Source organism: Micromonospora violae (genome assembly GCF_004217135.1).
Taxonomy (GTDB): Bacteria; Actinomycetota; Actinomycetes; order Mycobacteriales; family Micromonosporaceae; genus Micromonospora; species Micromonospora violae.
In genome coordinates this window covers 1,612,665-1,636,215 of record NZ_SHKK01000001.1, presented here as the reverse complement: position 1 = coordinate 1,636,215, position 23,551 = coordinate 1,612,665, and the positions used below count along the sequence as shown (strand labels likewise).

General features: G+C 72.6%; 21 protein-coding genes. 9 read left to right on the top strand and 12 right to left on the bottom strand.

Annotation, left to right across the window (positions count from 1 at the left end; all coding sequences use genetic code 11):
* Window positions 1-39 precede the first annotated feature (39 nt).
* Both EV382_RS07245 and EV382_RS07240 read right to left on the bottom strand, forming a co-directional pair.
* Window positions 40-1,128, bottom strand: a complete 1,089-nt coding sequence (locus EV382_RS07245; protein ID WP_130400818.1) for a zinc-dependent alcohol dehydrogenase — start codon at window positions 1,126-1,128, stop codon at window positions 40-42.
* The gene (locus EV382_RS07240) at window positions 1,121-2,131 is read right to left on the bottom strand and encodes a Gfo/Idh/MocA family protein (protein ID WP_130400817.1); all 1,011 of its coding nucleotides are present in this window, start codon (window positions 2,129-2,131) and stop codon (window positions 1,121-1,123) included. Before EV382_RS07240 ends, EV382_RS07245 begins: the two co-directional genes overlap by 8 nt.
* 227 nt (window positions 2,132-2,358) lie before the next feature.
* Here EV382_RS07240 and EV382_RS07235 point away from each other — a divergent pair, with 227 nt between their 5' ends.
* From EV382_RS07235 to ctaD, 5 genes are all read left to right on the top strand, one after another.
* Window positions 2,359-3,342, top strand: coding sequence for a glucosyl-3-phosphoglycerate synthase (locus EV382_RS07235; protein WP_244236911.1), 984 nt, complete (start codon window positions 2,359-2,361; stop codon window positions 3,340-3,342).
* A 76-nt stretch (window positions 3,343-3,418) separates the two neighbouring features.
* Window positions 3,419-4,576 (top strand): glycosyltransferase, encoded by a 1,158-nt coding sequence (locus tag EV382_RS07230; RefSeq protein ID WP_130400815.1) that lies wholly within the window; start codon window positions 3,419-3,421, stop codon window positions 4,574-4,576.
* Window positions 4,577-4,648: 72 nt separating this feature from the next.
* A complete protein-coding gene (locus EV382_RS07225) occupies window positions 4,649-5,107 on the top strand; it encodes a DUF4383 domain-containing protein (protein ID WP_130400814.1) in 459 nt (152 codons plus the stop codon).
* A gap of 109 nt (window positions 5,108-5,216) precedes the next feature.
* Window positions 5,217-5,945, top strand: coding sequence for an ATP-binding protein (locus EV382_RS07220; protein WP_130400813.1), 729 nt, complete (start codon window positions 5,217-5,219; stop codon window positions 5,943-5,945).
* A 124-nt stretch (window positions 5,946-6,069) separates the two neighbouring features.
* Window positions 6,070-8,061 carry an aa3-type cytochrome oxidase subunit I gene (gene ctaD, locus EV382_RS07215; RefSeq protein WP_130400812.1) on the top strand — a complete coding sequence of 664 codons (1,992 nt, stop codon included), beginning with the start codon at window positions 6,070-6,072 and terminating at the stop codon, window positions 8,059-8,061.
* Window positions 8,062-8,181: 120 nt separating this feature from the next.
* On the opposite strand, the gene EV382_RS07210 is transcribed toward ctaD, so the two are convergent.
* Window positions 8,182-9,327, bottom strand: a complete 1,146-nt coding sequence (locus EV382_RS07210; RefSeq protein ID WP_130400811.1) for a SigB/SigF/SigG family RNA polymerase sigma factor — start codon at window positions 9,325-9,327, stop codon at window positions 8,182-8,184.
* 222 nt (window positions 9,328-9,549) lie between these two features.
* Window positions 9,550-10,992: a hypothetical protein gene (locus tag EV382_RS07205; protein ID WP_244236582.1), complete on the bottom strand. Its 1,443-nt coding sequence runs from the start codon at window positions 10,990-10,992 to the stop codon at window positions 9,550-9,552.
* 145 nt (window positions 10,993-11,137) lie between these two features.
* On the opposite strand from EV382_RS07205, the gene EV382_RS07200 reads away from it, so the two are divergent.
* A complete protein-coding gene (locus EV382_RS07200; RefSeq protein WP_130400809.1) occupies window positions 11,138-11,368 on the top strand; it encodes a CDGSH iron-sulfur domain-containing protein in 231 nt (76 codons plus the stop codon).
* 445 nt (window positions 11,369-11,813) lie between these two features.
* Here EV382_RS07200 and EV382_RS07195 read toward each other — a convergent pair whose 3' ends face one another.
* Genes EV382_RS07195 through EV382_RS07185 form a run of 3 tightly spaced genes read right to left on the bottom strand, consistent with a single transcriptional unit; the run spans window position 11,814 to window position 15,832 of the window.
* On the bottom strand, window positions 11,814-12,911 hold the full coding sequence (locus tag EV382_RS07195) for an iron-containing redox enzyme family protein (protein ID WP_130400808.1): 1,098 nt from the start codon (window positions 12,909-12,911) through the stop codon (window positions 11,814-11,816).
* A gap of 49 nt (window positions 12,912-12,960) precedes the next feature.
* Window positions 12,961-14,715 carry a thiamine pyrophosphate-binding protein gene (locus tag EV382_RS07190; RefSeq protein ID WP_130400807.1) on the bottom strand — a complete coding sequence of 585 codons (1,755 nt, stop codon included), beginning with the start codon at window positions 14,713-14,715 and terminating at the stop codon, window positions 12,961-12,963.
* Window positions 14,708-15,832, bottom strand: coding sequence for a baeRF2 domain-containing protein (locus EV382_RS07185; RefSeq protein WP_130400806.1), 1,125 nt, complete (start codon window positions 15,830-15,832; stop codon window positions 14,708-14,710). The genes EV382_RS07190 and EV382_RS07185 overlap by 8 nt, the downstream gene beginning before the upstream one ends.
* Before the next feature lie 142 nt (window positions 15,833-15,974).
* On the opposite strand from EV382_RS07185, the gene EV382_RS07180 reads away from it, so the two are divergent.
* A complete protein-coding gene (locus EV382_RS07180; protein ID WP_208758571.1) occupies window positions 15,975-16,523 on the top strand; it encodes a hypothetical protein in 549 nt (182 codons plus the stop codon).
* A gap of 52 nt (window positions 16,524-16,575) precedes the next feature.
* Here the strand turns inward: EV382_RS07180 and EV382_RS07175 are convergent, their stop codons facing one another.
* A complete protein-coding gene (locus EV382_RS07175) occupies window positions 16,576-16,914 on the bottom strand; it encodes a DUF3817 domain-containing protein (RefSeq protein ID WP_130408553.1) in 339 nt (112 codons plus the stop codon).
* Window positions 16,915-17,067: 153 nt separating this feature from the next.
* Between EV382_RS07175 and EV382_RS07170 the strand changes: the two genes are divergently transcribed.
* Window positions 17,068-18,546 carry a glutamate-cysteine ligase family protein gene (locus tag EV382_RS07170; RefSeq protein WP_130400805.1) on the top strand — a complete coding sequence of 493 codons (1,479 nt, stop codon included), beginning with the start codon at window positions 17,068-17,070 and terminating at the stop codon, window positions 18,544-18,546.
* Between the two features lie 30 nt (window positions 18,547-18,576).
* On the opposite strand, the gene EV382_RS07165 is transcribed toward EV382_RS07170, so the two are convergent.
* Window positions 18,577-18,963 carry a DUF2267 domain-containing protein gene (locus EV382_RS07165; protein WP_051708528.1) on the bottom strand — a complete coding sequence of 129 codons (387 nt, stop codon included), beginning with the start codon at window positions 18,961-18,963 and terminating at the stop codon, window positions 18,577-18,579.
* A gap of 394 nt (window positions 18,964-19,357) precedes the next feature.
* Between EV382_RS07165 and EV382_RS07160 the strand changes: the two genes are divergently transcribed.
* A complete protein-coding gene (locus EV382_RS07160) occupies window positions 19,358-20,377 on the top strand; it encodes a S66 peptidase family protein (protein ID WP_244236581.1) in 1,020 nt (339 codons plus the stop codon).
* Here the strand turns inward: EV382_RS07160 and EV382_RS07155 are convergent.
* From EV382_RS07155 to EV382_RS07145, 3 genes are all read right to left on the bottom strand, one after another.
* The gene (locus EV382_RS07155; protein ID WP_130400804.1) at window positions 20,374-20,949 is read right to left on the bottom strand and encodes a GNAT family N-acetyltransferase; all 576 of its coding nucleotides are present in this window, start codon (window positions 20,947-20,949) and stop codon (window positions 20,374-20,376) included. The genes EV382_RS07160 and EV382_RS07155 overlap by 4 nt on opposite strands.
* A 275-nt stretch (window positions 20,950-21,224) precedes the next feature.
* The gene (locus EV382_RS07150; protein ID WP_130400803.1) at window positions 21,225-22,397 is read right to left on the bottom strand and encodes a zinc-dependent alcohol dehydrogenase; all 1,173 of its coding nucleotides are present in this window, start codon (window positions 22,395-22,397) and stop codon (window positions 21,225-21,227) included.
* A gap of 29 nt (window positions 22,398-22,426) precedes the next feature.
* The gene (locus EV382_RS07145; RefSeq protein ID WP_130400802.1) at window positions 22,427-23,377 is read right to left on the bottom strand and encodes an SRPBCC family protein; all 951 of its coding nucleotides are present in this window, start codon (window positions 23,375-23,377) and stop codon (window positions 22,427-22,429) included.
* Window positions 23,378-23,551 lie beyond the last annotated feature (174 nt).

The window sequence follows — 23,551 nt, the reverse complement described above, 5'->3', positions numbered from 1 at the left end:
CGCGAACGGTAGCCGGCCCGGGCACGCGGCGACGGCGGCTCAGGCGGCGAGGACCACCTGAAGCTCCTGGCGGCGACGCTCAGCCAGGTCGGTGAGCAGGGCGGGTGCCTCGTCGAACGGCACCACGGCCGAGACGAGGTGTTTGCGGATCGGGTCCCCGTACGCCCGGAGCAGGTCGACGGTCTCGGCGGAGAGCCGTTCCCGGTCCCAGGTCGGTGCCAGCCCGCGTGGCACCCGGCCGATCTGGGCGCAGCGCAACGACAGCCCGTTGTGGTGGAACTCCTCACCGAGGCGGACCGCGTCCGCGCCGCCCTGGTAGAAGGCCAGGTCGACGACGGTGCCCTGCGGTCGCAGCAGCCGCAGGGCGAGGTGCAGCGCCCACGCCTGCCCCCGGCACTGGAACACCACGTCGGCGCCCCGGTCGCCGGCGGTGTGCGCCCAGCGGGTCTTGAGCACGACCGCCGGGTCGTCCGCGTCGGGGTCGAGCGTTTGCAGCCCGAGGGTCTCGGCGACCTGGCGGCGGTGCGGGGTGGGGTCGAGCACCACCACCGACGCGGCACCGTGGCGGCGGGCGAACAGCGCCGTGAGCAGCGCCACCACACCGGCGCCGACGACGGCGACCCGCCGGCCGCGTACGCCGTCGCCGAGCGCGCGGACGTCGGCGCCGTGCAGGTCGGCGGCGGCGTGCAGCAGACCGTTGGCGCAGATCGGGCCCATGTGCGCGACGTAGACGCCGAGCAGCGGGTCCAGGTCCTCGGGCAGCGCCACGAACCGTTCGGCGACCGGGTCGGCCAGCCAGCCGGTGCGGTGCCCGTACGTCATCGCGCCGACCGTGCCCACGGTGATGGCCGGGGTAGCGCTCTCCACCACCCGGCCGACCTGCATGTAGCCGAGTCGGGTCACCGGGTAGGGCGTGCTGGCCGGGCCGGGCTGGAACAGCCCCAGGTCGGCGTTCCAGGTGACGTTCAGGTAGGGGTTCGTGCCCTTGACGTAGCTCAGCTCGGTGCCGGCGGAGACACCGCTGAACAGCGTCTCGACCCGGAACGTGCCGGGGCGCAGCGGCGCGGCGTCCTGGTCGACCAGGTCGACGCGGCCGGGGCCGGTGACCACCACCACCCGGTCACGCATCGACTGTCACCCCGGTGGCGAGGACCGTCGGCGCGGTCGCGGTGGCGAGTCGCACGGTCGCGCCGGTGCGGGCGGAGTCGGCCACCGCGAGGGCCAGGCGCTGGGTGGCGAGGGCCTCGGCGTACGGGACGCGGACGTCGTCGCCGATGCCCCGGACGGCGTCGACGAAGGCGCGGTCCACCGCCACCCGGGCGGCTTCCGGGTCGGCGGGGAGGTGTCGTTCGCCGTCGGCGTCGCGGATCGACAGCCCGTCCTCGGTGATCGCGAGGGCCAGCCCGTCGGCGAGGATCTCCAGGCCGGCGCGGTGCTTCCAGCCGAGGACGCAGGCGGCGCTGAGGGTGCCGACCGCACCGTCGGCGAAGCGCAGCGCGGCGGTGGTCACCGAATCGATGTCGGCGCCGTCGACCGGCGGTGGGGTGCCGTTGCCGTACGCGGTGACCTCGGTGACCTCGCCGGCCAGCAGGCGGATCAGGTCGAGCACGTGGGCGGCCTGCTCGACCACCGGGCCGCCGGAGCGGTCCCGCCTCGACCACCACGCCACCGGGGGGACCTTGTCCAGCCAGGTGCCGCTGACCATCCGCACCGGGCGGTCGGCGAGCAGGTCGCGGGCCTGGTCGAGCACGCTCAGGTAGCGCCAGTGGTGGCCGACGGCGGTGCGTAGACCGCGCCGCGCGATGAGATCGGCGATCCGCTCGGCGGTGCTCAGGTCGATCGCGACGGGCTTCTCCACGAACATCGGCACCCCGGCGGCGATCACCGCCTCTTCGGCGGGGCCGTGCGCGAACGGCGGCACGCAGACGTACACCGCGTCCAGGCCGGTGGCCAGCAGCTCGGCGATGTCGGCGCAGGCCCGACCGCCGTGCTGGGCGACCAGCGCGGACGCCGCCTCCGGCGCGACGTCGGTGACGGCGACCAGTTCCACGTCGTCGAACCCGGTCAGCACCCGCGCGTGGCGTTGCGCCACGCCGCCGGCGCCGACCAGACCCACCCGGCAGTTCCGCATCCCGCCACCCCTTCGAAGACTTTTCATCTGCGATGGGAGCAGTCCCCTGGGGTGTGTGCAATCAAACGTTCATCCCCCGGGAACGCCCGGGCGTCACCTCTGTGATCAAGCTGTTGCCGAGAAAGCGGTTAGGGCGTGATGAGGAACGGGAACAACCAATTCTGGTTTTTCCACGCACGAACGGAGGGGTGCCCGTGCGGGATGCGACATCGAGCGTGTCACCGGTGGTGGAGGCGTGGGCCACGTACCGGACGACGTCGGCGGCGGACTGGCCGACCCGTCGGCTGCTGCGCGCCAAGGGTGCGACCCGGGTCAGCGTGGTGCTGCCGGCCCGCAACGAGGAGGCCACCGTCGGCGCGATCGTGTCGACCATCCGGGAGCACCTGATGGATCGGGTCACCCTGGTCGACGAGCTGATCGTGGTGGATTCACGCTCGACCGACCGGACCGCGCAGGTGGCCCGTGCCGCCGGCGCGGAGGTGGTCAGCCAGGACGCGATGACCCGGGGGCTGCCGCGACTCACCGGCAAGGGCGACGCGCTCTGGGCCGGGCTGGCCGCCGCCGAGGGGGACGTGGTGGCGTTCATCGACGCCGACCTGCGGGAGTTCCGGCCGCACTTCGTGAGCGGGCTGCTCGGCCCACTGCTGACCGACCCGTCGGTCGACTTCGTGAAGGGCTTCTACCACCGGCCCCTGATGGGCGCGGCGAGCGTGGAGCAGGACGGCGGTGGCCGGGTGACCGAGTTGATGGCCCGACCGCTGCTCAACCTCTTCTGGCCGGAGCTGGCCGGGTTCGTGCAGCCGCTCGCCGGCGAGTACGCGGGCCGCCGCGACGTGCTGGCCCAGGTGCCGTTCGTCTCCGGGTACGGCGTGGAGACGGCCATGATGATCGATCTGCTGGACCTGGTCGGCCTGGACGCGTTGGCGCAGGTCGACCTCGGCGAGCGCAAGCACCGGCACCAGGACACCGCGGCCCTGGGGCGGATGTCCGCGCAGATCATGTTGACCGCCTGGTCCCGCCTGCAACGGCGCGGCTGGGCCACCCCCGGGTTGGCGCCGCAGGCGTTGCTGACCCAGTTCCGGCGCGGGGGTTCGGACACGCTGCCGAACCTGGACCGCGAGATCGTGGTCAGCGACGTGTCCATCGAGGAGCGTCCGCCGTTGGCCGAGCTGCGCCATCGGCTGCCCCGCCGCCGGGTCGCCGCCGCGTGAGCGCGAGGAGTGCGCCGATGTCGCGAGCCCTCCGGCCGCGGTTCGGAGGCGCCGCCGACCGGAAGGGACGTGCCCGATGAGCCTCACCGTGCTGATGAACGCCGGCCCGTGGCTGTCGGTGCCGCCGCCCGGCTACGGCGGCATCGAGAACGTGATCGCCACGCTGGTGCCGGAGCTGCGGCGACTCGGCGTACGGGTGGTGCTCGCCTCGGTGGGCAGCAGCACCCTGCCGGTGGACGAGCAGGTCTCGGTCTTCGCCGACGGGCAGTTCGCCGCGTTGCAGCGGCCGTACAACCAGGTCTGCGGGATCGCCCAGGCGCACCTGGCCGGGGTGGTCCGTGAGCTGCACTCCCGCGACGACATCGACCTGGTCCACGATCATGTCGAGGCGGTGGGTCTGGCCACCCTCGCCGCGATGGGCCCGGCCGGACCGCCGACCCTGCACACCCTGCACTGGGACCTGGCCAAGCACCCGGCGCTCTACGGCAGCCTGGACGGCGGCGACCGGGTCCGGGTCAACGGTGTCTCCGCGTCGCAGCTGGCCCGCGCCCCGTTGGCGTTGCGCGAGCATTCGGTGGGGCACGTGCACCTGTCCACGCCCCTCGCCGTGGACGCCGACCGGCGACCCCGACCGGAGAAGGGCGAGCACATGCTCATCCTGGGTCGGATCAACCCGGGCAAGGGGCAGGACGTGGGGGCCCGGCTCGCGCACCGGGTCGGTTTTCCGCTGGTGCTGGCCGGCCCGGTCGGCCCGTACCATCGGCCGGCCGACCTGGCGGCGGCCGGCGACGAGGCCCGGCAGAACCCGGACGTGCGGTTCTTCCTCGACGAGGTGGCCCCGCACGTCGACGGTGACCTGGTCCGTTGGGTGGGCACGGTGGCCGGCCAGGAGCGCGACGACCTGCTGGCCAGCGCCCGCGCGTCGCTGTTCCCCCTGCGGTGGGAGGAGCCGGGCGGCACCGCGGTCGTCGAGTCGCTCGCCCTGGGAACGCCGGTGGTGGCCACCGCCCGGGGTTGCCTGCCGGAGCTGATCGAGCCCGGCCGCACCGGGTTGCTCACCACCGACGAGGAGGAGTTGGGTGACCTCGTCCTCGCCGCCGAGCTGCTCGACCCGGACGAGTGCCGGTGGGTGGCCGCGCAGCGCTTCACGCCCGCGGTGATGGCACAGCGGTACGTGCAGCTCTACGAGCGGGTCCGGCAGTCGGCGAGCGCGGCGCGGCTGCTGGCGGCCTGACCGAGGAGTTTGTCGGCGGCGACGACGGGTAGCCCGCAGCGCTCATGCCCGCCGCGCGACGAGGAGCCGGGAATGGTCGGACCGATGGCGCACTCCCGGGCCCGACCCAACCCGGCCGACGGCAAGCCGCCGGTCCGTCGTGCGGCGTCGACGGTGGGCGTGCTGTTCCTGCTGGTCGGCGGGCTCGGCTTCGTGCCGGGGATCACCAGCGGCATGGACGCGTTGCGCTTCGCCGGCCACGGCTCGGGCGCGTACCTGTTCGGCGTCTTTCAGGTGTCGGTGCTGCACAACCTGGTGCACCTGGCGTTCGGGGTGGCCGGGCTGCTGCTGGCCCGCACGGTCACCGGCGCTCGGACGTTCCTGATCGGCGGCGGCGTGATCTTCCTGGTGCTGTGGCTCTACGGTCTGGCGGTGGACCAGGACACCGGGGCGAACGTGTTACCGGTCAACGACGCCGACGACTGGCTGCACCTGGGGTTCGGCGTCGGCATGATCGCACTGGGCGTGCTGACCGGCCGGGCCCGTCGGTGACCTGATGACCGGGGCGTGACCTGCCTCGCTCCGCCGTCGGTCCGGTTTGGTCGCGTACGGCCTCGGGTAGTTGGCAGATCCGACCCCCAGCAGCGAATCGAGGCCGCCGATGTCGAGTCGGATCACCTGCGAGGTGCGCACCACGGCACCGGTGGCGGTCGTCCGGCTCACCGGGTCGTTGCACGTGGGCACGATGCGCTCGGTGCACCACGCGCTGCACGAGGCGCTCGTCGACCAGCCGGAGGCGCTGGTGGTCGACATGACCGAGGTGAGCGTGGAAGATCGACTGGCGTTGTCCGTCTTCGCCGCGACCGCCCGTCAGGCCGAGGAGTGGCCGGCGGTGCCGGTGGTGCTCTGCGCCCCGTCGCCGGTCGCCGCACGGTGGTTGGCCGAGTCGACCACGTGCCGGGTGCTGCCGGTCTCCACGGACTGCGCGGAGGCGACCCGGTTGGCGGGCGCGACGTCGGCGTTGCGGATGCGGGCAAGGCTGGAGCCGGTGGCCGAGGCCTGCCGGCGGGCCCGGGAGCTGGTCACCGAGGCGTGCGCCCGGTGGAACCTGCCCGAGGCGTCCGGTCCGGCCGCGTTGGTCCTCAGTGAGCTGGTCGGCAACGTGGTACGCCACGCCGGCACCCCCATGCAGGTGACGGTGACCCTGCGTCCGCCGTATCTGCACCTGGCGGTGGTGGACGGCAGCAGCGCCCAGGCCCGAGCAGGCGGACGGGACCTGCATGCCGAGGGCGGGCGAGGGCTGATGCTGGTACGGGAGTTGGCCCAGCGGTGGGGCAGCGTGCCGGCGGGTCAGGGCAAGGCCGTCTGGGCGATGCTGCCGGCAACCTGAGCGGTCGAGCGCTTGCGACCGGTACCAGCGTTCTGACCGAAATTTCCGCTCTGGCCTGGTTACATGGTGCAAGGGTCGGGTAGGCACGCCCGTCCTTTCTGCCGTCACGACGGGGTGAGCAACCATGCCCAAGCGGGTAACCACGGAACCCGGTCGAGATCGGGGCCCGGCGATCCTGGCACCGGCCCGCTTCGGGGGCTTCCCGGGAGCGGTACGGGCACCGATCCCCGGCAACTCCCTGATCAAATTCCTCGCCACCACGGACCACAAGCAGATCGGTCTGCTGTATCTGCTGACCTCCTTCGGGTTCTTCCTGGTGGCCGGGTTGCAGGCGATGGTGATGCGCGCCGAGCTGGCCCGACCGGGAATGCAGTTCCTCTCCCCCGAGCAGTACAACCAGCTCTTCACCTCGCACGGCGCGGTGATGCTGCTGCTGTTCGCCACGCCTGCGGCCTTCGGGTTCGCCAACTACATCGTGCCGATCCAGATCGGCGCGCCGGACGTGTCGTTCCCCCGCCTCAACGCGCTCGCCTACTGGCTGTACCTGTTCGGCGGGCTCATGGTGGTCGGCGGGTTCATCACCCCGGGCGGTTCGGCGGACTTCGGTTGGACGGCGTACAGCCCGCTGAGCGACGTGGACCACAGCCCCGGCGTGGGCGCGAACATGTGGGTGCTCGGCCTGGTCGTCTCCGGGCTCGGCACCATCCTCGGCGCGGTCAACCTGATCACCACGATCCTCACCCTGCGCGCGCCCGGCATGACCATGTTCCGGATGCCGCTGTTCACCTGGAACATGCTGTTCACCAGCCTGCTGGTGATCCTCGTCTTCCCGCTGCTGGCCGCCGCGCTGCTGGCGCTCTCCGCCGACCGGCTGCTCAACGCGCACGTGTACGACCCGGCCACCGGCGGCCCGATGCTCTGGCAGCACCTGTTCTGGTTCTTCGGCCACCCCGAGGTCTACATCATCGCGTTGCCGTTCTTCGGCATCATCACCGAGATCATTCCGGTCTTCTCCCGCAAGCCGCTCTTCGGCTACACCGGAATCGTGCTGGCCACCGTCGCCATCACCGTGCTCTCCATGACGGTCTGGGCGCACCACATGTTCGCCACCGGCCAGGTGCTGCTGCCGTTCTTCAGCATCCTGAGTTATCTGATCGCGGTGCCCACCGGAGTGAAGTTCTTCAACTGGATCGGCACCATGTGGAAGGGGCAGCTCACCTTCGAGACGCCGATGCTCTTCGCCATCGGCTTCCTGGTCACCTTCCTGCTCGGCGGCCTCACCGGTGTCCTGCTGGCCAGCCCGCCGGTCGACTGGCACACCCACGACAGCTACTTCGTGGTGGCGCACTTCCACTACGTGGTGTTCGGCACCGTGGTCTTCGCCCTCTTCGCCGGCTACTACTTCTGGTGGCCCAAGATGACCGGGCGGCTGCTCGACGAACGGCTCGGCAAGGCGCACTTCTGGACCATGTTCATCGGCTTCCACGGCACCTTCCTCGTGCACCACTGGCTGGGCAGCGAGGGGATGCCGCGCCGGTACGCCGACTACCTGCCCACCGACGGGTTCACCACCCTGAACACGATCTCCAGCATCTTCGCCTTCATCCTCGGCCTGTCCACCCTCTTCTTCATCTACAACGCCTGGAAGTCCTGGCGGTACGGGGCGATGGTGACGGTGGACGACCCGTGGGGCTTCGGCAACTCCCTCGAATGGGCCACCAGCTGCCCGCCGCCGCTGCGCAACTTCGACCGGATGCCCCGGATCCGGTCCGAGCGCCCCGCCTTCGACCTGAAGTACGGCCCGCTCGTCGCCGATCTTGGCCGGGACCTGCCGCAACGCACCACGAAACCGCCGCAGCAGTTCACCGACGAACTGCGGTTGGAACACCACGTCCCGGAGTCACCGGCCGCCGAGGGCGCGCACGGCGCCCGCGAAGCGGCCGACTACCAGCCGGCGCCGCGCTCCGGCGCGCGGCCGGTGGACGTGCCGGAGCCCGAGGGTGTCCGCCGGCCGAGCTTCGAGCAGAGCGATTCACCGAAGGACGCCGAGGACGCGCCGAAGCCGCACGAACGCTGGCGGCACCCGCACAGCGACGGCAACCCCGAAGAGCAATGACCAGCGGTACGCGCTGAAGGGCCGATACCCACGCGGGGTGTCGGCCCTTCGCCGGTACGTGTGCGGCGGCGACCCGGTCGCGGACCTGCGCGCCGGATGGCGCGCGCACGTGGAGTTCGGTCAGTCCCGGGCCGGTGCCAGGCCGGCGGCGGTGAGCGAGCGGCGTACCGCGGGCTGGACCCGGGTCAGCCGCAGCGGCACCCCGGTCCGCTCCGCCGCGTCCCGCCCGGCCATCAGCGCGGCGATCCCACCTGCGTCGAAGCCCCCCGCGCCGACCAGGTCGACGACCACCTCGCTGGGCTGGCCGGTGACCGCCTCCAGCATGGCCCGACGCAGCTGGTCCGCGCCGTCGCGGTCGATCTCGCCGCCGACCTCGACCACCACCGTGTCGCCGTTCTGCTTGACCGAGATCCGGGTCTTGCCCGGGTCGGGTTCGGCGGCGCCGTTCTGCCAGGGCGGGGGTGCGTCCGCGAGCATCGCCTGACGCAGCCAGGTGAGCGCCCTCGACAACAGTCGGGACACGTGCATCTGTGAGATGCCGAACCGGGCGGCGATCTCCGCCTGGGTCTGGTTGCCGTAGAAGCGCATCGCGAGGATCCGCCGCTCACGCCAGGGCAGGCGGTGCAGCAGACCACTCACCGTCACCCGGTCGTCGACCGACTCCAGGGCGTTGTCCGACTCGCCGACCAGGTCTCCGAACTCGGCGGAGCTCTCCCCACCCACGGGCGCGTTGAGGGAGGCCGGGCTGTAGCCGGCCGCCGACTCCAGCGCGGCGAGGATCTCCTCTTCCGGGGTCTCCAGCCGGGCCGACAACTCGGCCACCGACGGGGCCCGGGACAGCTCGCTGGTCAGCGCGGCGGTGGCCTGCCCCACCTCGAGGATCAGGTCGCGCAGCCGGCGGGGCACGTGCACACCCCAGGTCCGGTCCCGGAAGTGCCGCTTGATCTCGCCCACGATGGTGATCGCGGCGTACGCGGTGAACGAGCCCCGTTCCGGGTCGTAACGGTCGACGGCGTTGACCAGCCCCAGCCGGGCCACCTGCTCCAGGTCCTCCAGCGGTTCCCCCCGCCCCCGGTACCGGCGAGCGAGTCGGCCGGCGAACGGCAGCGCGAAGCGCACCAGGTCTTCCCGGGCCTCCCCGCGCCGCTCGGGTGGCAGACCGGCGATGCGTGCCGCGTACGCCATCGCCGCCGCGTCGAGGTCCTCCAGACCTCGATCGGTGGGTGGTGGTGTGGTGGTCGTGGTCGTGCTCGTCTGTCCGAACATCCGCGCCTCCCTCAGGAAGGTCCCCCGCCCGGATCGGGAAACCGGTCGTGCGCGTGGTCGAGCCACGCACCGGGCCGGAAAGTGGGTCAGTGACTGGGATGCCAGCGGGCGACACCGCCTCTACGCAGCGCAGTTAGGCCGTCGCAGTCAGCGATGTTCCCGCTCCGTAGGTACTCAATCACGGGACCCCGGGTTCGCGAGGATGTTTCGGCGTCCTCCGTCTCAGGAGACCAACAACCCCTGGTGGCCGCCGCTGTCGCGGAGCACTGCGAGGGCCTCGGCGACCCCCAACGGGGGCGGCGCGGGCAGGTCGTACGGCTGGGCGCGCAGGACCTCGGTGGCCCGGCGGGTGGGCACCGAGGTGACCGGGTAGCCCCGGGCGGTGGTGCGGTCCAGGGCCCGACGCCGACGGCCGAACCCGGCGACAGCCAGCCACTGCGGCAGCCCGGCCAGCGCGGGTGACCGCACCCCGGGCGGTTCGGGCAACACGTCCACCGAGCTGAACGTCTCGCTGCCGGCCAGCCACCATTCGGCCTCGTCGACGCTGCGCCGGGTGGCGTTCTCACACCAGTACGGCACCAGCCCCGCCCGCACCACCTGCCACGGGTCGAGCAGTCGGCCGCACTCCACCACCAACCGGTCACCGGTCTTGCCGGCGCGCCGCAACCACCGCCGGTACAGGTCGGCCACGCCCGCGCTCAGGGCCGCCGGCCGGGGCACCAACACCCGGTGCAGCGGGTGCTGGTGGCGGGCGGACCAGTCCCGCGCGGAGAGCTCGAAGCCCGAGTCGACGCCGTGCTCGGCGTCGGCCGACGGCACGGACACCTCCGGCGGCTCCCACCGGGTCGCGTCGCCGCCGACGGAGCGCAGCACCTGCCGCAGCGCGTGGCTGTCCGGGTGGAAGTCGACCGGGTCCAGCCCACTGCCCGGGCACCCGACCTGGAAGCTGTGCCCCGGCCCGCGCTCCAGCACCGGCCAGGTGCGCGCGTCGCGGACCAGCAGCACGGGGGCACCCGGCACCAGCCGGTCGGCGAGGAACTGCGCGTACGCGGCCGGTAGGGCCCTCCACGCGGCGGTCAGCGACACGGTCGCCCCGGTCAACGCGCCCCGGCTGGCCGGGCAGTGCACCTGGCGCAGGTGCAGGTCGGCGTTGCCGGCGAGCAGCCGGGTGGCGAGTGCCGCGCCGTGCTCCACCGCGTCGGCCGGGCGGTCCACCGCACCGTCGGACCAGTGCACGGTCATCTCGAAGCTCGCCGGCAGCCACGGCACGCCGAGGGCCACCGCGAGGTGCGCCGCCGCACCGTGCGCAGAACCGATCAGCACTCCGGGGTAGCGGCGGCGGGGGTACTGGTCGACGAACCACCGGGCCACCCGGGCGGCGTCCACCTCGTCGAGCTGGGCCACGGTGAGCGCAACCCGGCCGGCGGCCCGGGCGACCGCGGCGCGGCGTACCGGCTCGGGGGCGCCGGGGAACCGCGACATCGGCCCGGCGGGCCCGAGGTCCGCGCAGTCCACCCCCCGCAACGCCCGAGCGGTGGCGGCGACCAGCACCCGGGCGGAGCTGCCCGCCGCCACGACCCGGTCGCCGGCGAGACCGGCACCATCGGCCGTGAGCCCCTTGTGCACCTTGTGCACCTGCCCCACCTTGCCTCGTTCGCTCACCACGCGGCCGGGCTTCCCGTCCCGATGGGGTTCAAACGGGGCATCACCCACCCGGCGGCACATTCCGCTGGTCAGCGGGGTGCCCCGGTCATCACCGCCGTTCGGCGGCTCGGGTTTCGTCGGGGCCAGGAGGGGCACTTCCGGGGCCATGCGCACCGACGACACCAGCGAGCCAACCGCCGCCACGATCACCCCGTACGAGGACGGACCGCTGCTGGTCCGCGGCGACTTCGCGCTGGTCACCCCAGACGGCGAGCGCATCGACGCGCGCCGGGGCACGGTGGCGCTGTGCCGGTGCGGCAAGTCGGCGCTCAAGCCGTTCTGCGACGGCACCCACAAGGTGGTCGACTTCCGCGCGGGCACCGCCCGCGAGGGCTGACCCCACGTCGGTCGCCGCCACCCAGCGCGGCCGCACCGGCGGGCCGCACCCGAGACATCCCGCCTTTGCTCTGCACCCGCCGAAGCGCCAGCCACGGACCGTGCGCGGCCGCGCAGGCGGGCCACACCCGCAACACCCTGCCTTTGCTCTGCACCCGCCGAAGCGCCAGCTACGGACCGTACGCGGCCACGCAGGCGGGCCACACCCGCAACACCCCGCCTTTGCTCTGCACCCGCCGAAGCGCCAGCTACGGACCGTGCGTGGTGCACGGGCGGGTGCAGAGCAAAGGACGGATCCCGCGCGGGGACTCCCCCGACCGACAGCCGGCGGCGGCCCGCACGCCCATCCGCCAGCCGACAGCCGCCCGCCCGCCGCACCCGCCAGCCGACAGCCGCCCATCCCACCCGCTCGGGCGTGATCCGCCCGGCTGGGACGAACCCCCGGATCAGACGAGCGCGGGCGGGGCCGGCGGGGCCACCGCGGGCAGCGTGACGAGCGGGACCTCGGGCGGCGGCACCGGCGGGGCCGGCGCGCGCAGCGAGCTGCGGCCGGCGGCCCAACTGTCCAACAGGTGCACGGCGAAGAGCCGGTCCACCGCGAGCCCGGCCGCCGCGCCGAAGAGCACGTCCGAGGCGAGGGCCGGTTCGACGCGGACCAGGCCGCCGCACAGGTCGTGCGCGGCGATCTGCTCATGCACCGCGTCGGCCTCGACGTGTTCGTCGTGGAAACGGGTCGCCACCTCGTCGAAGCCGAGCCGCCGCAGCCCGTTGCCGTAGCGACGGTTCGGCAACGAGGAGGTCATCTCGAACGCCGCCAGGTGCCCGAGCAGCGCGCCGCGCAGCCGGCGGTGCAGCCCGAACAGCGACATCAGGTTGTTCGTCGCCAACGTCACCGCTGGCACCACGTCGACGTACGCGGCGTACCCGGTGTCCAGGCCCAGCCGGTCGAGGGTGCACCGGAACAGCTCGGCGTGCATCCGGTCCAGCCGCCCGTTGCCGTACTCGTCGGTCTGGATCTCCACGAGCGCGGCCTTGGCCGGACCACCGAGGCGGGGCAACACCCAGCTGTGCGGGTCGGCCTCACGCAGGTGGTAGACGGAGCGGTGGGCGGCGAACTCGCGGAACTGGGTGAGGTCGGCGCGCCGTTGCAGCGTCGCCGCCAGCGCCGGCCCGTCGTCGGCCGCGACCAGCTCGCCCAGACCGGCCGCCACCCCGGCGGCGGGCACCGGCGGTGAACCGACCAGCCGGCGCAGCGCCGCCTCGAAGACCCGTTCGCAGCGGGCGCGCAGCGCCAGCAGCGTCGGCTGCCACTCCCAGGACTCGTCCACCCCGAACCAGCCCCGGTAGTGCAGCTCGTAGCAGAGGAACAGCGTCAGCTGGAGGTCCTCGTCCGTGATCGGGTCCGCCGGGTCGAGGTCGACGCCAAGATCGGCCGGCAGGTCGTACGGCGGGCGCCGCAGAGCCTCGATGACCGCCGCGGAGAGCGGGCCGCGCGACCTCGGCAGGGTCGCCGGACCGTAGCGGCGGTCGGTGGGCTCGGACATGGGACCTCCAGCGTCGTCGGGCGGCTACTGATGCCCTGGCCCGGAACGGCTAAACGAGATCTTCGGCGTTGGCCGTGACCTCCACCTGCTCGCGGACCTTCCGGGCCGGGGCGCCCTCGGCGTACAGACCCCGCAGGTCGGCGAACGCGGGCTCCGGCGGCGCCAGCGACACCGCCGGGTCGACGACCGCCTCGAGTACGCAGGGACGGTCCGCGGCGAGGGCCTCGTCCCAGGCCGCGCCGACCAGCTCCGGGCGGTCCACGCGCACCCCGTGCAACCCCAGCAGCCGGGCCCACCCGGCGTACGGCACGTCGGGTCGGCGGTGGGTCGGGTCGGCCGACGGCTCTCGCCCGCCGCCCATCCCGTTCTGGTCCCGGTTGTTGAGCACCAGCACCACCAGTCGAGGGTCCCGCCACTGCTGCCAGAGGTGCGACACGGTGATCAGTTCGGCGAGCCCGTTGAGCTGCATCGCCCCGTCGCCGACCAGCGCGATCACCGGCTGGTCGGGGGCGGCGAGTTTGGCGGCCACCGCGTACGGCAACGCGCAGCCCATCGAGCCGAGGGTGCCGCACAGCTGCGCCTTCACCCCGGGGGGCAGGACGAGGTGCCGGGCGTACCAGTAGAGGACCGAACCGACGTCGACGGTGACCGCGCCGACACCGGGCATCCGGGCGGACAACTCCCCCAGGACGAGCTGCGGGTTCACCGGGTCCGCCGCGGCGGCGACCCGCTCGGCGGCGACCTCCCGCCAGCGATCCACCGCACTCTCCACGGTGGCGCGCCACTGCTGCTCGGGCCGACCGCGCACCCGGCTCAGCAGCGCCCGCAGTGTCTCGGCGGCGTCACCGACCAGCGGCACGTCCGCCGGGTACCGGTTACCGATCCGGCGACCGTCGATGTCGATCTGCACCGTGCGCGCCTGCTCGGGCATCGGGAAGTAGTCGGTCCACGGGTCGTTGGTGCCGACCATCAGCAGCGTGTCGCAGCCACCCATCAGCTCGGCCGCCGCCGGGGTGCCGACCTCGCCGAGCACCCCGGTGTGGAACGGCAGCCGCTCGTCGAGCACCGGCTTGCCCAGCAGCGAGGTGGCCACCCCGGCGCCGAGCCGGTCGGCGATCTCGATGATCTCGGCGGCCGCGTCCCGGCCGCCCTGGCCCACCAGGATCGCGGTCCGTTGGCCGCCGCTGAGCAGCTGCGCGGCGGCGTCGAGGTCCGCCTCGTGCGGCAGGACCCGGGCCAACGGCTCGCCGGGGGTCGCCGTCATCACCCCGGCGGCGTACGTCTGCAGGTCGGGCACCAGGGCCTCCTGCAACTGCCGCGGCAGCACCACGCAGGTCGGGCTGCGGGTCGCCGCCGCCGTCCGGAACGCCTGGTCCAGCAACGCCCCCACGTGCTCGGGGCTGCGGCCGTACCGGACGAACTGGTTGCACACGTCCCCGAAGAGTCGACTCAGCCCGATCTCCTGGTGTGCGCCGCCGAGCGGCCCGGAGATGTCCTCCCCGACGATCGCCACCACCGGCTTGCTGTCCAGCTTGGCGTCGTAGAGGCCGTTGAGCAGTTGGACGGCGCTGGGCCCCTGGGTGGCGAGGCAGACCCCGATGCCTCCGGTGAACTTGGCGTGCCCGGTGGCCATGAACGCGGCGGTCTCCTCGTGTCGGGCCGGTACGAACGCCGGCTCGCCGCCGGTGCGGTCCAGCGCGTCGACCAGTGGAGCGATCGCCTCGCCCGGGTACCCGAAGGCGCGGGGTACCCGCCAGGCCAACAACCGCTCCACGACGACGTCCGCCACGGTACGGTCAGCCATTTTCGCGCCCCGGTGTGCTGGGGTCGACGTAGCGCAGTACCGCGCCGACGCCGTCGGTGAGGTCGGGTGCCTCGTCGGGGCCGAGCACGGTCAACGCCGCGTCGGTGCCGACGAGTGCCCGCACCAGCGCCGCGTCGGCGCGTACCCGTTGCGGGTCGGCCACCGACATGGCGGCCAGTTGCCCCGGGTCGACGGCGATCTCGGTGGGTTCCGGGCCGATCCACAGCTCACCGTTGGCCGACGGGTCGTCCACGATGAGCATCATGTCGACCTGGTTGCGTTGCAGGGCCGAGACGACCGCGTCGAGGCCGCCGCCCACGTCCTCCTGCACGCCGAACTTGTCCAGCGCGGCGGTGATCCGCTGGTCGGCGACCTCCGCGATGGTCTGCACGGTGAGGTCGTCCAGCATCGTCTGGTCGGCCCCGCCGGCCCGCGACCCGGCGTCGGTGCGGACCACCAGGTCCTGCCAGCGCTCCGGCATCTGCGCGGCGATCATTCCGGTGGCCCGGACGTCACCGGCGACCACCACCACGTCCGCGCCGACCCGGTCGGCCAGCTGCACGGTCGCCGCGGTGACGTCGCCCGCGTTCTGGTGCCACGCCTCCATGGCCGCCCGCTGGTACCGCGACTGGGACCAGCCGCCGGGCTTCGCCCGCCGCAGCGGGTACTCGTCGCGGCCGGCGACGTGCGCCCGCCGGGGCACCCCGCCGGCGCTGACCGCCATCGCGTCGGCGCCGACCCGGTCGGCGACCACCCGTACCCAGGCCACCTGTTCGCCGCGTTGGGCGAGCAGCGGCATCACGTGCGGCAGCGGCCCGTAGCTGGCCAGATCGCGCCGTGGCGGCGCGGACAGGTACTCGGAGAGCACCACCCGACCGTGGCTGGCGAAGACCGCCAGGCCGTAGTCGCCGACCATCGGGTCGTGACCACGGATCACCCGGTCCAGCGCGGCGAGGCTCGCCTCGTCCGCCCCCTGTTCGGCCAGGCTGCGTTCCAGGGCACGCCAGCGCAGGTCCAAGGCGGGATGGGCGTCCTCCGTGTCCGCGGAGGCGTCCAGATACACCGAGCACCACGGCCCGGGACGGTCGTAGAGCGGGCGCAGGAAGGACAGCTGCATGCTCGACCCCTTTCCAGCTCGGCCCCCCGCTTACCCGGGTCGCCGGGGATGTCACCTCGCGGCCGTGAGCCCGTGACCAGGTTTCATTCACGTCGTTCAACCGGAGACGTCGATACGATCTGTGAACACAAGCGGACTCTCGGTGGTGGAGATGGACAGCGGACTCGATACCCGACGGATAGTGCACCCGACCGAACGCATCGTCACCGGGCGGCTGGTCCGTCTGCTCGACGGCTACACCCGTGAGGTACGTATCGGTCAGCCGGTGCTGGTGGCGGTGCTCACCGCGGCGGCCTTCGCGCGGCTGCCCGCCCTGCTGCTGCGCTCGATCTTCTCGTTCGGCGGCGGCGGCACCCGGCGGCGCTGGAAGGAGCTGAAGCAGGGCCCGGAATACCTGGTCACCCCGGTACGGCTGCGCAACACGGCCGGTCAGCTCTGCGAGGTGGAGCTGCACGGTCACCTACCGCAGAGCGCCCTGCACCCGGCGGATCAGGTGCAGCTGACCCTGCGCCCGCAACGCGACCCGGAGCTGCCACCCCGGATCGAGCGGATCGTCAATCTCACCACCGGGCAGTTGTTGACCCCGCGTACCGCGACGCTCTGGTCGCACCTCGGCCCGCCGCTGCTGTTGCAGGCGTTCCTGGGCACGCTGCTGCTGGCCGGTGTCGTGGCCTGCTCGGCGCTCACCTGACCCCGTCGCGGCCCGATCAGGGCCGGACGGCCGGCCCCGGCGGGCTCGCGCCTCAGCCGACCGGGGCGGGCTCGCGGGCCGGCTGCTGGTCGACGCCGAGCATTCCCCGGCGACGGGCCCACCGCTCGAAGACCAGGGTGGCGAACGGCGGCACCGCGCTGACCAGGGCCACCGCCGTGGCCAGCAGACTCCACCGGTGCAGCCGGGCCACGGCCAGCACCAGCAGGACGTACGCGACGAACAGGCCGCCGTGGATCGGCCCGAAGATCTTGACGCCCAGCTCGTTGTCCGGCGGGCCGTACTTGACCAGCATGCCGACCAGCAGGGCCAGCCAGGAGCAGGCCTCGGCGATCGCCGCCGCGACGAACAGCCGGGTCACCTTCTCGCGCATCCGCACGCCACCACCTCTCGGGCCGCAATGGTATCGGTGCGTCCTGGCCGGGGTGGCAGGGCGGGCCGGTGGGTAGGAAAGGACCATCGGGTCTTCCCCCACCCGCCGATCACGTGCGAGGTTAGGGGGACCAGCGGTGACGGGGTGGTGACCATGGGCGAGGACGTCGGCGTACGAACCTTCAGTCGGGAGGATCGGGCCCGCTATCGCGACAAGGTTCGCCGCTGCCTGGATGTCTTCGCGGAGATGCTGCGCGAGTCCCGCTTCGACCTGGACCGGCCGATGACCGGCGTGGAGATCGAGTTGAACCTGGTCGACGAGGCGTCGAACCCGGCGATGCGCAACGCCGACGTGCTGGCGGCCATCGCCGATCCGAGCTTCCAGACCGAGCTGGGCCAGTTCAACGTCGAGATCAACGTGCCGCCGCGCCGGCTGACCGGCACCGGCACGGCCGACTTCGAGGAGTACGTGCGGGCCAGCCTCAACGCGGCCGAGGTGAAAGCCCGGGCGGTCGGCGCGCACATGGTCATGATCGGCATCCTGCCGACGTTGCGCCCCGAGCATCTGACCGCCGAGACGCTGTCGGCCAACCCCCGCTACAAGCTGCTCAACGAGCAGATCTTCGCGGCCCGCGGCGAGGATCTGCCGATCGCCATCAGCGGGGTGGAACGTTTGGCGGTCACCGCGGACACGATCACCCCGGAGGCGGCCTGCACCAGCACCCAGTTCCACCTGCAGGTCAGCCCGTCGCAGTTCGCCGACTACTGGAACGCCGCCCAGGCGGTGGCCGGCATCCAGGTCGCGGTGGGCGCGAACTCGCCGCTGTTCTTCGGTCGGGAGTTGTGGCGCGAGACCCGCATTCCGCTGTTCCAGCAGGCCACCGACACCCGGTCGGAGGAGATCAAAGCCCAGGGGGTACGCCCCCGCGTCTGGTTCGGCGAACGCTGGATCACCAGCGTGTTCGACCTGTTTGAGGAGAACGTGCGCTACTTCCCGGCGCTGCTGCCGGTCTGCGACCCGGAGGACCCGGCGCAGGCCCTCGCCGCCGGCGAGGTGCCCAGTCTGGCCGAGTTGCGCCTGCACAACGGCACCGTCTACCGGTGGAACCGCCCGGTGTACGACGTGTCGCGGGGCCGCCCGCACCTGCGGGTGGAGAATCGGGTGCTGCCCGCCGGCCCGACCGTGCTGGACACCATCGCCAACGGCGCCTTCTACTTCGGGTTGGTGCGCGCCCTCGCCGAATCGGACCGGCCACTGTGGTCACAGATGTCGTTCAGCGCCGCCGAGGAGAACTTCACCAGTTGCGCGCGGCACGGCATCGACTCGCAGGTCTTCTGGCCCGGCCTCGGCTACCTGCCGGTCACCGAGTTGGTGCTGCGCCGGTTGCTGCCGATGGCGCATCACGGCCTGGACCGGTGGGGGCTGGACCCGGGTGAGCGTGACCGTCTGCTCGGCATCATCGAGCGCCGCTGCCTGACCGGCCGCAACGGCGCGAGTTGGCAGGTGGAGACGCTGCACCGGCTGGAGACCGCCGACCACCTGGACCGGCCGGCGGCGCTGCGCGAGGTGGTCCGGCACTACGTGGACCTGATGCACAGCAACCGGCCGGTGCACGAGTGGCCGATCCCGTGAACGCCCCGGGTGGCCCGATCGGCGCGGGGCTCAGCCGCGCGGGGTGGGAACACCGAAGAGGTCGGTGATGCCGCCGGGAAGCTGGGCGAACAGGTCGTGTCGCTCGTCGTCATTCAGCGCATCGGCGACGGTCCGCAACACCGCCTGGGCGTGTTGACGCACCTGGTCCGCGTTCGCGACCTGCTCCCGGTCGCCGACGTGCTTGAGAAACTCACCGACGTCCCACCGGCGGCCCTGCGGATTGCGGGTGACGGACGCGTCCAGCCCGTCCGGTAGTTGTGCTGCCAGGTTGTCGGCTTCCTGGCCGGCGAGCCGTTCACCGAGCACCGACAGGACAGCCTGGATGGACCGCACGGCCTCGTTCTCCCCGAGACCCGCGCGCTGTCGTACCGTGGCGATCATCTGCTCGTACTCCATGCCCCGCTCCTTCGGTCTCGTCGGCATGCCGTCAGGCGTGCCTGCGGACGAACGGGGCGAGTTCCCACGCTCTCTGGCCACAAACGGGTCGGGCGCGGACCCGGACTGCCCGCCGTCGACGCGCGAGCCCTCGCAAGCCGGCGCGAACCGGACGCGTCACCCGTCACCGGCTGAGCCACGTCGGGCGGTGCGGGAAACCCTCGACCCGGGGCACGGCGCGCCCGCCGGGGTGAACGCGGTCCCTTGTGGACCCCGCATCGCATTGATGACTGCCGTAGGCTGGGGCGGCTCGCACATCGTCTGATCACGATGAGGGGACGCGCCGGTGACCGCTTCTGGAACAGACCCAGCCACGATCCAGGGGTCCGCGCGGGTGCCCCTGTCCCGTCGACGCATGCTGCGGATGGGAGCGGCGGCGGCCGGTGGCGCGGCGCTCGTCGGTTCGGCGGAGGCCACGTCCGCGCAGGCCGCGCCGGTTGGTGCGAAGCGCGTCCTGCGGGCGCCGGCGCTGTCACCCGGTGACCGGGTCCGGGTCGTGTCGCCCGGCGGCACCCCCAACCCCACCGCCATGGCCCGCGGCATCGAGATCCTGCGCGGCTGGGGCCTGGAGGTCGAGCTTGGCGCGAACGTGTTCGCCAGGTACGGCTATCTCGCCGGCACCGACGCGCAGCGGCTCGCCGACCTGAACGCCGCGCTCAACGACCCGGGGGTTCGTGCTGTCTTCGCCGCCCGTGGCGGGTACGGCACCCAGCGGATCGTCGACCACATCGACGTCTCCGGTCTGCGCCGGGATCCCCGGGTGGTCGTCGGCTTCAGCGACATCACCAGCATCCAGGGCAAGCTCTGGCGCGAGATCGGCCTGGTCACCTTCTACGGCCCCATGGTCAACTGGAACGACGCCCGCACCGGCCCCGAGTCGGCCGAGGCGCTGCGCAGGGCGGTGATGACCACCGAGCCCGTCACGATCACCAGGGATCCTGCCGAGAAGACAGCCCCCGTCCTGGTGCCGGGGCGGGCGTCCGGTCCCCTGCTCGGCGGCTGCCTGACATTGATCTCCACCTCGCTGGGCGCGGAGGACGCTCCGAGGTTCGACGACGCGATCCTGTTCTTCGAGGACGTGGACGAGGCTCCGTACAGCATCGACAGGATGGTGACCGAGCTGCGCCGGGTGGGTGTGCTGTCCCGGGTCGCCGGGGTGGCCATCGGCCAGATCACCAACAGCGTCGGTGGCCCCGGTGAGTGGGACGCGGCGGCGGTGCTGAAGGACCGCCTGTACGACCTCGGCGTGCCGGTCCTGGGCGGGTTACGGCTGGGACACGGCAACGGGCAGCTCACCGTTCCGCTCGGCGCGCGGGCCACCATCGACGCCGAGGCCGGGACCTTGACGGTGCAGCCGGGAGTCCGCCCACGTTAGCCTCCGGTGACCGCGTCCCAGGGGGAAGGGTCGTCGCGCAAACGGCTGTAGAGGTATCCGTCGCGCCACCGGCCGGCCCGGAACTCGCTGGCCCGCACGATTCCCTCCAACTGGAAGCCGGCCTTTTCCAGCGCCCGCTGCTCGGCCACGTTCTCCGGGTGGGTGCCGGCCTGGATGCGCTGCGCCGGGGTGTGCTGGAAGAGGTAGTCGCAGAGCAACGCCTGCGCGCGCCAGCCGATGCCCCGCCCCCGCCACGGTGGCAGCAGGACGATGCCGATCGACCAGTACGACGCCCGACCTGCGTAGCGACCCGCGCTGTAGCTGACGATGCCGGCGGCGGCCCGTTCCTGTTCGACCTCGACGATGAGCCGCCCGTCGTCCTCGCCGAGGTAACCGTCGACGGCGAACCGCCGTGCCGGCGCGCCGGCGTCCGTGAAGCCGGCCCAGTCCAGACCGATCAGGCCCGGCTCGGTGCGTAACCGTCGGAACATCGCCAGGTCGGGCTCGGCAACCGGCCGCAGGCGGATAGTGAGGTCGGCCGAGGCCGGCAGCGACGTGCCACCACTGTCCATGGCGACACGCTAGCTGCCCGACGTGGTTGGGCGCGCCCCGTGTTTGCGCCGTGTGGACCGGGGGGCGACCCGCAGCGGTGGCCGAGGCGGTGGCCGGGTCCTTTGGAGCTGATTCACTGACGGCATCAGGCGCCCGGAGCGTTACGACAGCACGCATCCGCCCGTTCGACTCCCCAGACATGAGGTCCCAGACCAGCCGGGGCTGATTCGTTTGCGACATCAGCTCCAGAGGCGGCGCGGCACTCCCCCGCCCCGCCGGCACCTCTACCGCCTGGTCACACCTTGAGCAGCACCTTCGTACAGTCGTCCTGCTTCTTCTGGAAGATCTTGTAGCCCTTCGGGGCGTCGCGCAGCGGCATCCGGTGGCTGACGATGAAGCTCGGGTCGATCTCGCCGCGCTGGATGCGTTCCAGCAGCGGTCGGGTGTAGCGCTGGACGTGGCACTGACCGGTCCGCATGACCAGTGACCGGTTCATGAACGCGCCCATCGGGAACTTGTCCACGAAGCCGCCGTACGCGCCGACGACCGAGACCACCCCGCCGGAGCGGCAGGCCAGGATCGCCTGCCGCAGCGCGAACGGCCGTTCCGTCTCGACCCGCGCGGCCTGTTTGGCCCGGTCGTAGGCGTACATGGCGGCGTTGCCGTGGTGGCCCTCCAGTCCTACCGCGTCGATGCACGCGTCGGGGCCCCGGCCGGCGGTCATCGCGTTGAGCGCGTCCAGCACGTCGACGTCGTCGTAGTTGATCGTCTCGGCGTCGATGTGCTCCTCGGCCAGCCGCAGCCGGTACGGGAACCGGTCGATGACGATCACCCGCTCGGCGCCGAGTAGGCGGGCGCTGGCCGCGGCGAGCAGCCCGACCGGGCCGGCGCCCCAGACGGCGATCACCTGCCCGGGTTTGATGTCGCACATCTCGGCGCCCATGTAGCCGGTGGGGAACACGTCGGCGAGCATGACCGCCTGGTCGTCGCTGACCTCGTCGGGCACCTTGATCGGGCCGACGTCGGCGAACGGCACCCGGGCGTACTCGGCCTGGCCACCGGCGTAGCCGCCGAGCAGGTGGGAGTAGCCGAAGATGCCGGCCGGCGAGTGCCCCATGATCTTTTCGGCGATGCCGGCGTTGGGGTTGGAGTTCTCGCAGACCGAGTAGAGGCCGCGCTGGCAGGACGAGCAGTGCCCGCAGGCGATCGGGAAGGGCACCACCACCCGGTCGCCGGGGGCGAGGTTGCGGACCTGCGGGCCGACCTCCACCACCTCGCCCATGAACTCGTGGCCGAGGATGTCGCCCTTGCGCATAGCGGGGATGTAGCCGTGGTAAAGGTGCAGGTCAGAGCCGCAGATCGCGGTGGTGCTGATCCGCACGATGGCGTCCCGGGCGTTCATGATCTTCGGATCGGGTACGTCGATCACCTTGACGCTGTCGGTGCCCATCCAGGCGGTGGCCTTCATTCACGGTCCCTTTCGGAGAACTCGGGCGATCAGCGGCGCGACGCCGGCAGCGGCTGGGCGGGGCGCTGCATGGCCTGTTGGCGTACTGAGATGCCGTTGGGGCTGCCCTCTGAGCGGATCACCTCGCCGGTCTCCAGCACCTGCTTGAACCGGCGCAGGTCGTCGCGGACCTGCTGCTCGGGTTCCTCGCCGAGGATTTTCGCCACCGCCCGGCCGAGCGCGCCGGCCGGCGGCGCGTAGCGCAGCTCCACCCGTACCTCGGTCCCCCGGTCGCCGGGCGCGGGCACGAAGCAGACCCGGCCGGCGTTGGGCACCCCGGTTCCCGGCAGCGACCGCCATGTGATCGACTTGTTCGGCTGGTCGTCGATGATCTCGGCGTCCCACTCGACGCGGTGCCCGGCCGGGCCACGGGCGATCCAGTGCGAGCGGCGCAGGTCGTCGGCGCGGACGGACTCCAGGTGCGCCATGAACCGGGGCAGGTTCTCCATGTCCCGCCAGAACCGGTACGCCTCGGCGGGCGACCGGTTCACCGTCACCGCGATCTCCAGCCGGATCACCCGGGCGCGGGCCCGTCGCGCCTGGCCGACGCGCACGGCGGCGAGCACGTCGACGGCGGTGATGCCGGCGACGGCGAGGGTGGTCAGCGCGACCCGGCGGCGGCGTGCACCGCCGCGGTCGGCGAGGGCCCGCCCGAGCAGGGTCAGGTCCATCGCGTCGCCGGCCACCCGGCTCCAGGCCCAGCCGGCCGGGCGACGGCCGCTGAGCAGGCCGGCGGCGCTGCCCAGTTCCCGCAGTCCGATGGCCGGCAGCACGGCCCGCGCGGCCGGGGAGTCGTCCACGCCGGTCAATCGCGCGACGGGTCCGGGGGCGACCAGCGTGCCCACCCCCAGGGCCAGGCTCAGCAGGCCGAGCGCGCTCGGCGGCGTCGCCGGCACGGGTCCGTCCAGCTCCGGCAGGAGCACAGTGTCGACACGACTCATGTCCGGTCCCTTCCGGTGGGCGTCGCCGCCGGTTCGCCGGCGGGGGCGGCGGTGGTCCCGCCCCCGTGACGCTATGTCGTACCCGTGCCGCATGAGCCATGTTCGGGGCAGAACGTCCGATGCGGGCAGCGTGGGTGGGAAGGTCTCGCGGCAACGGTCAACAACGCGACATTG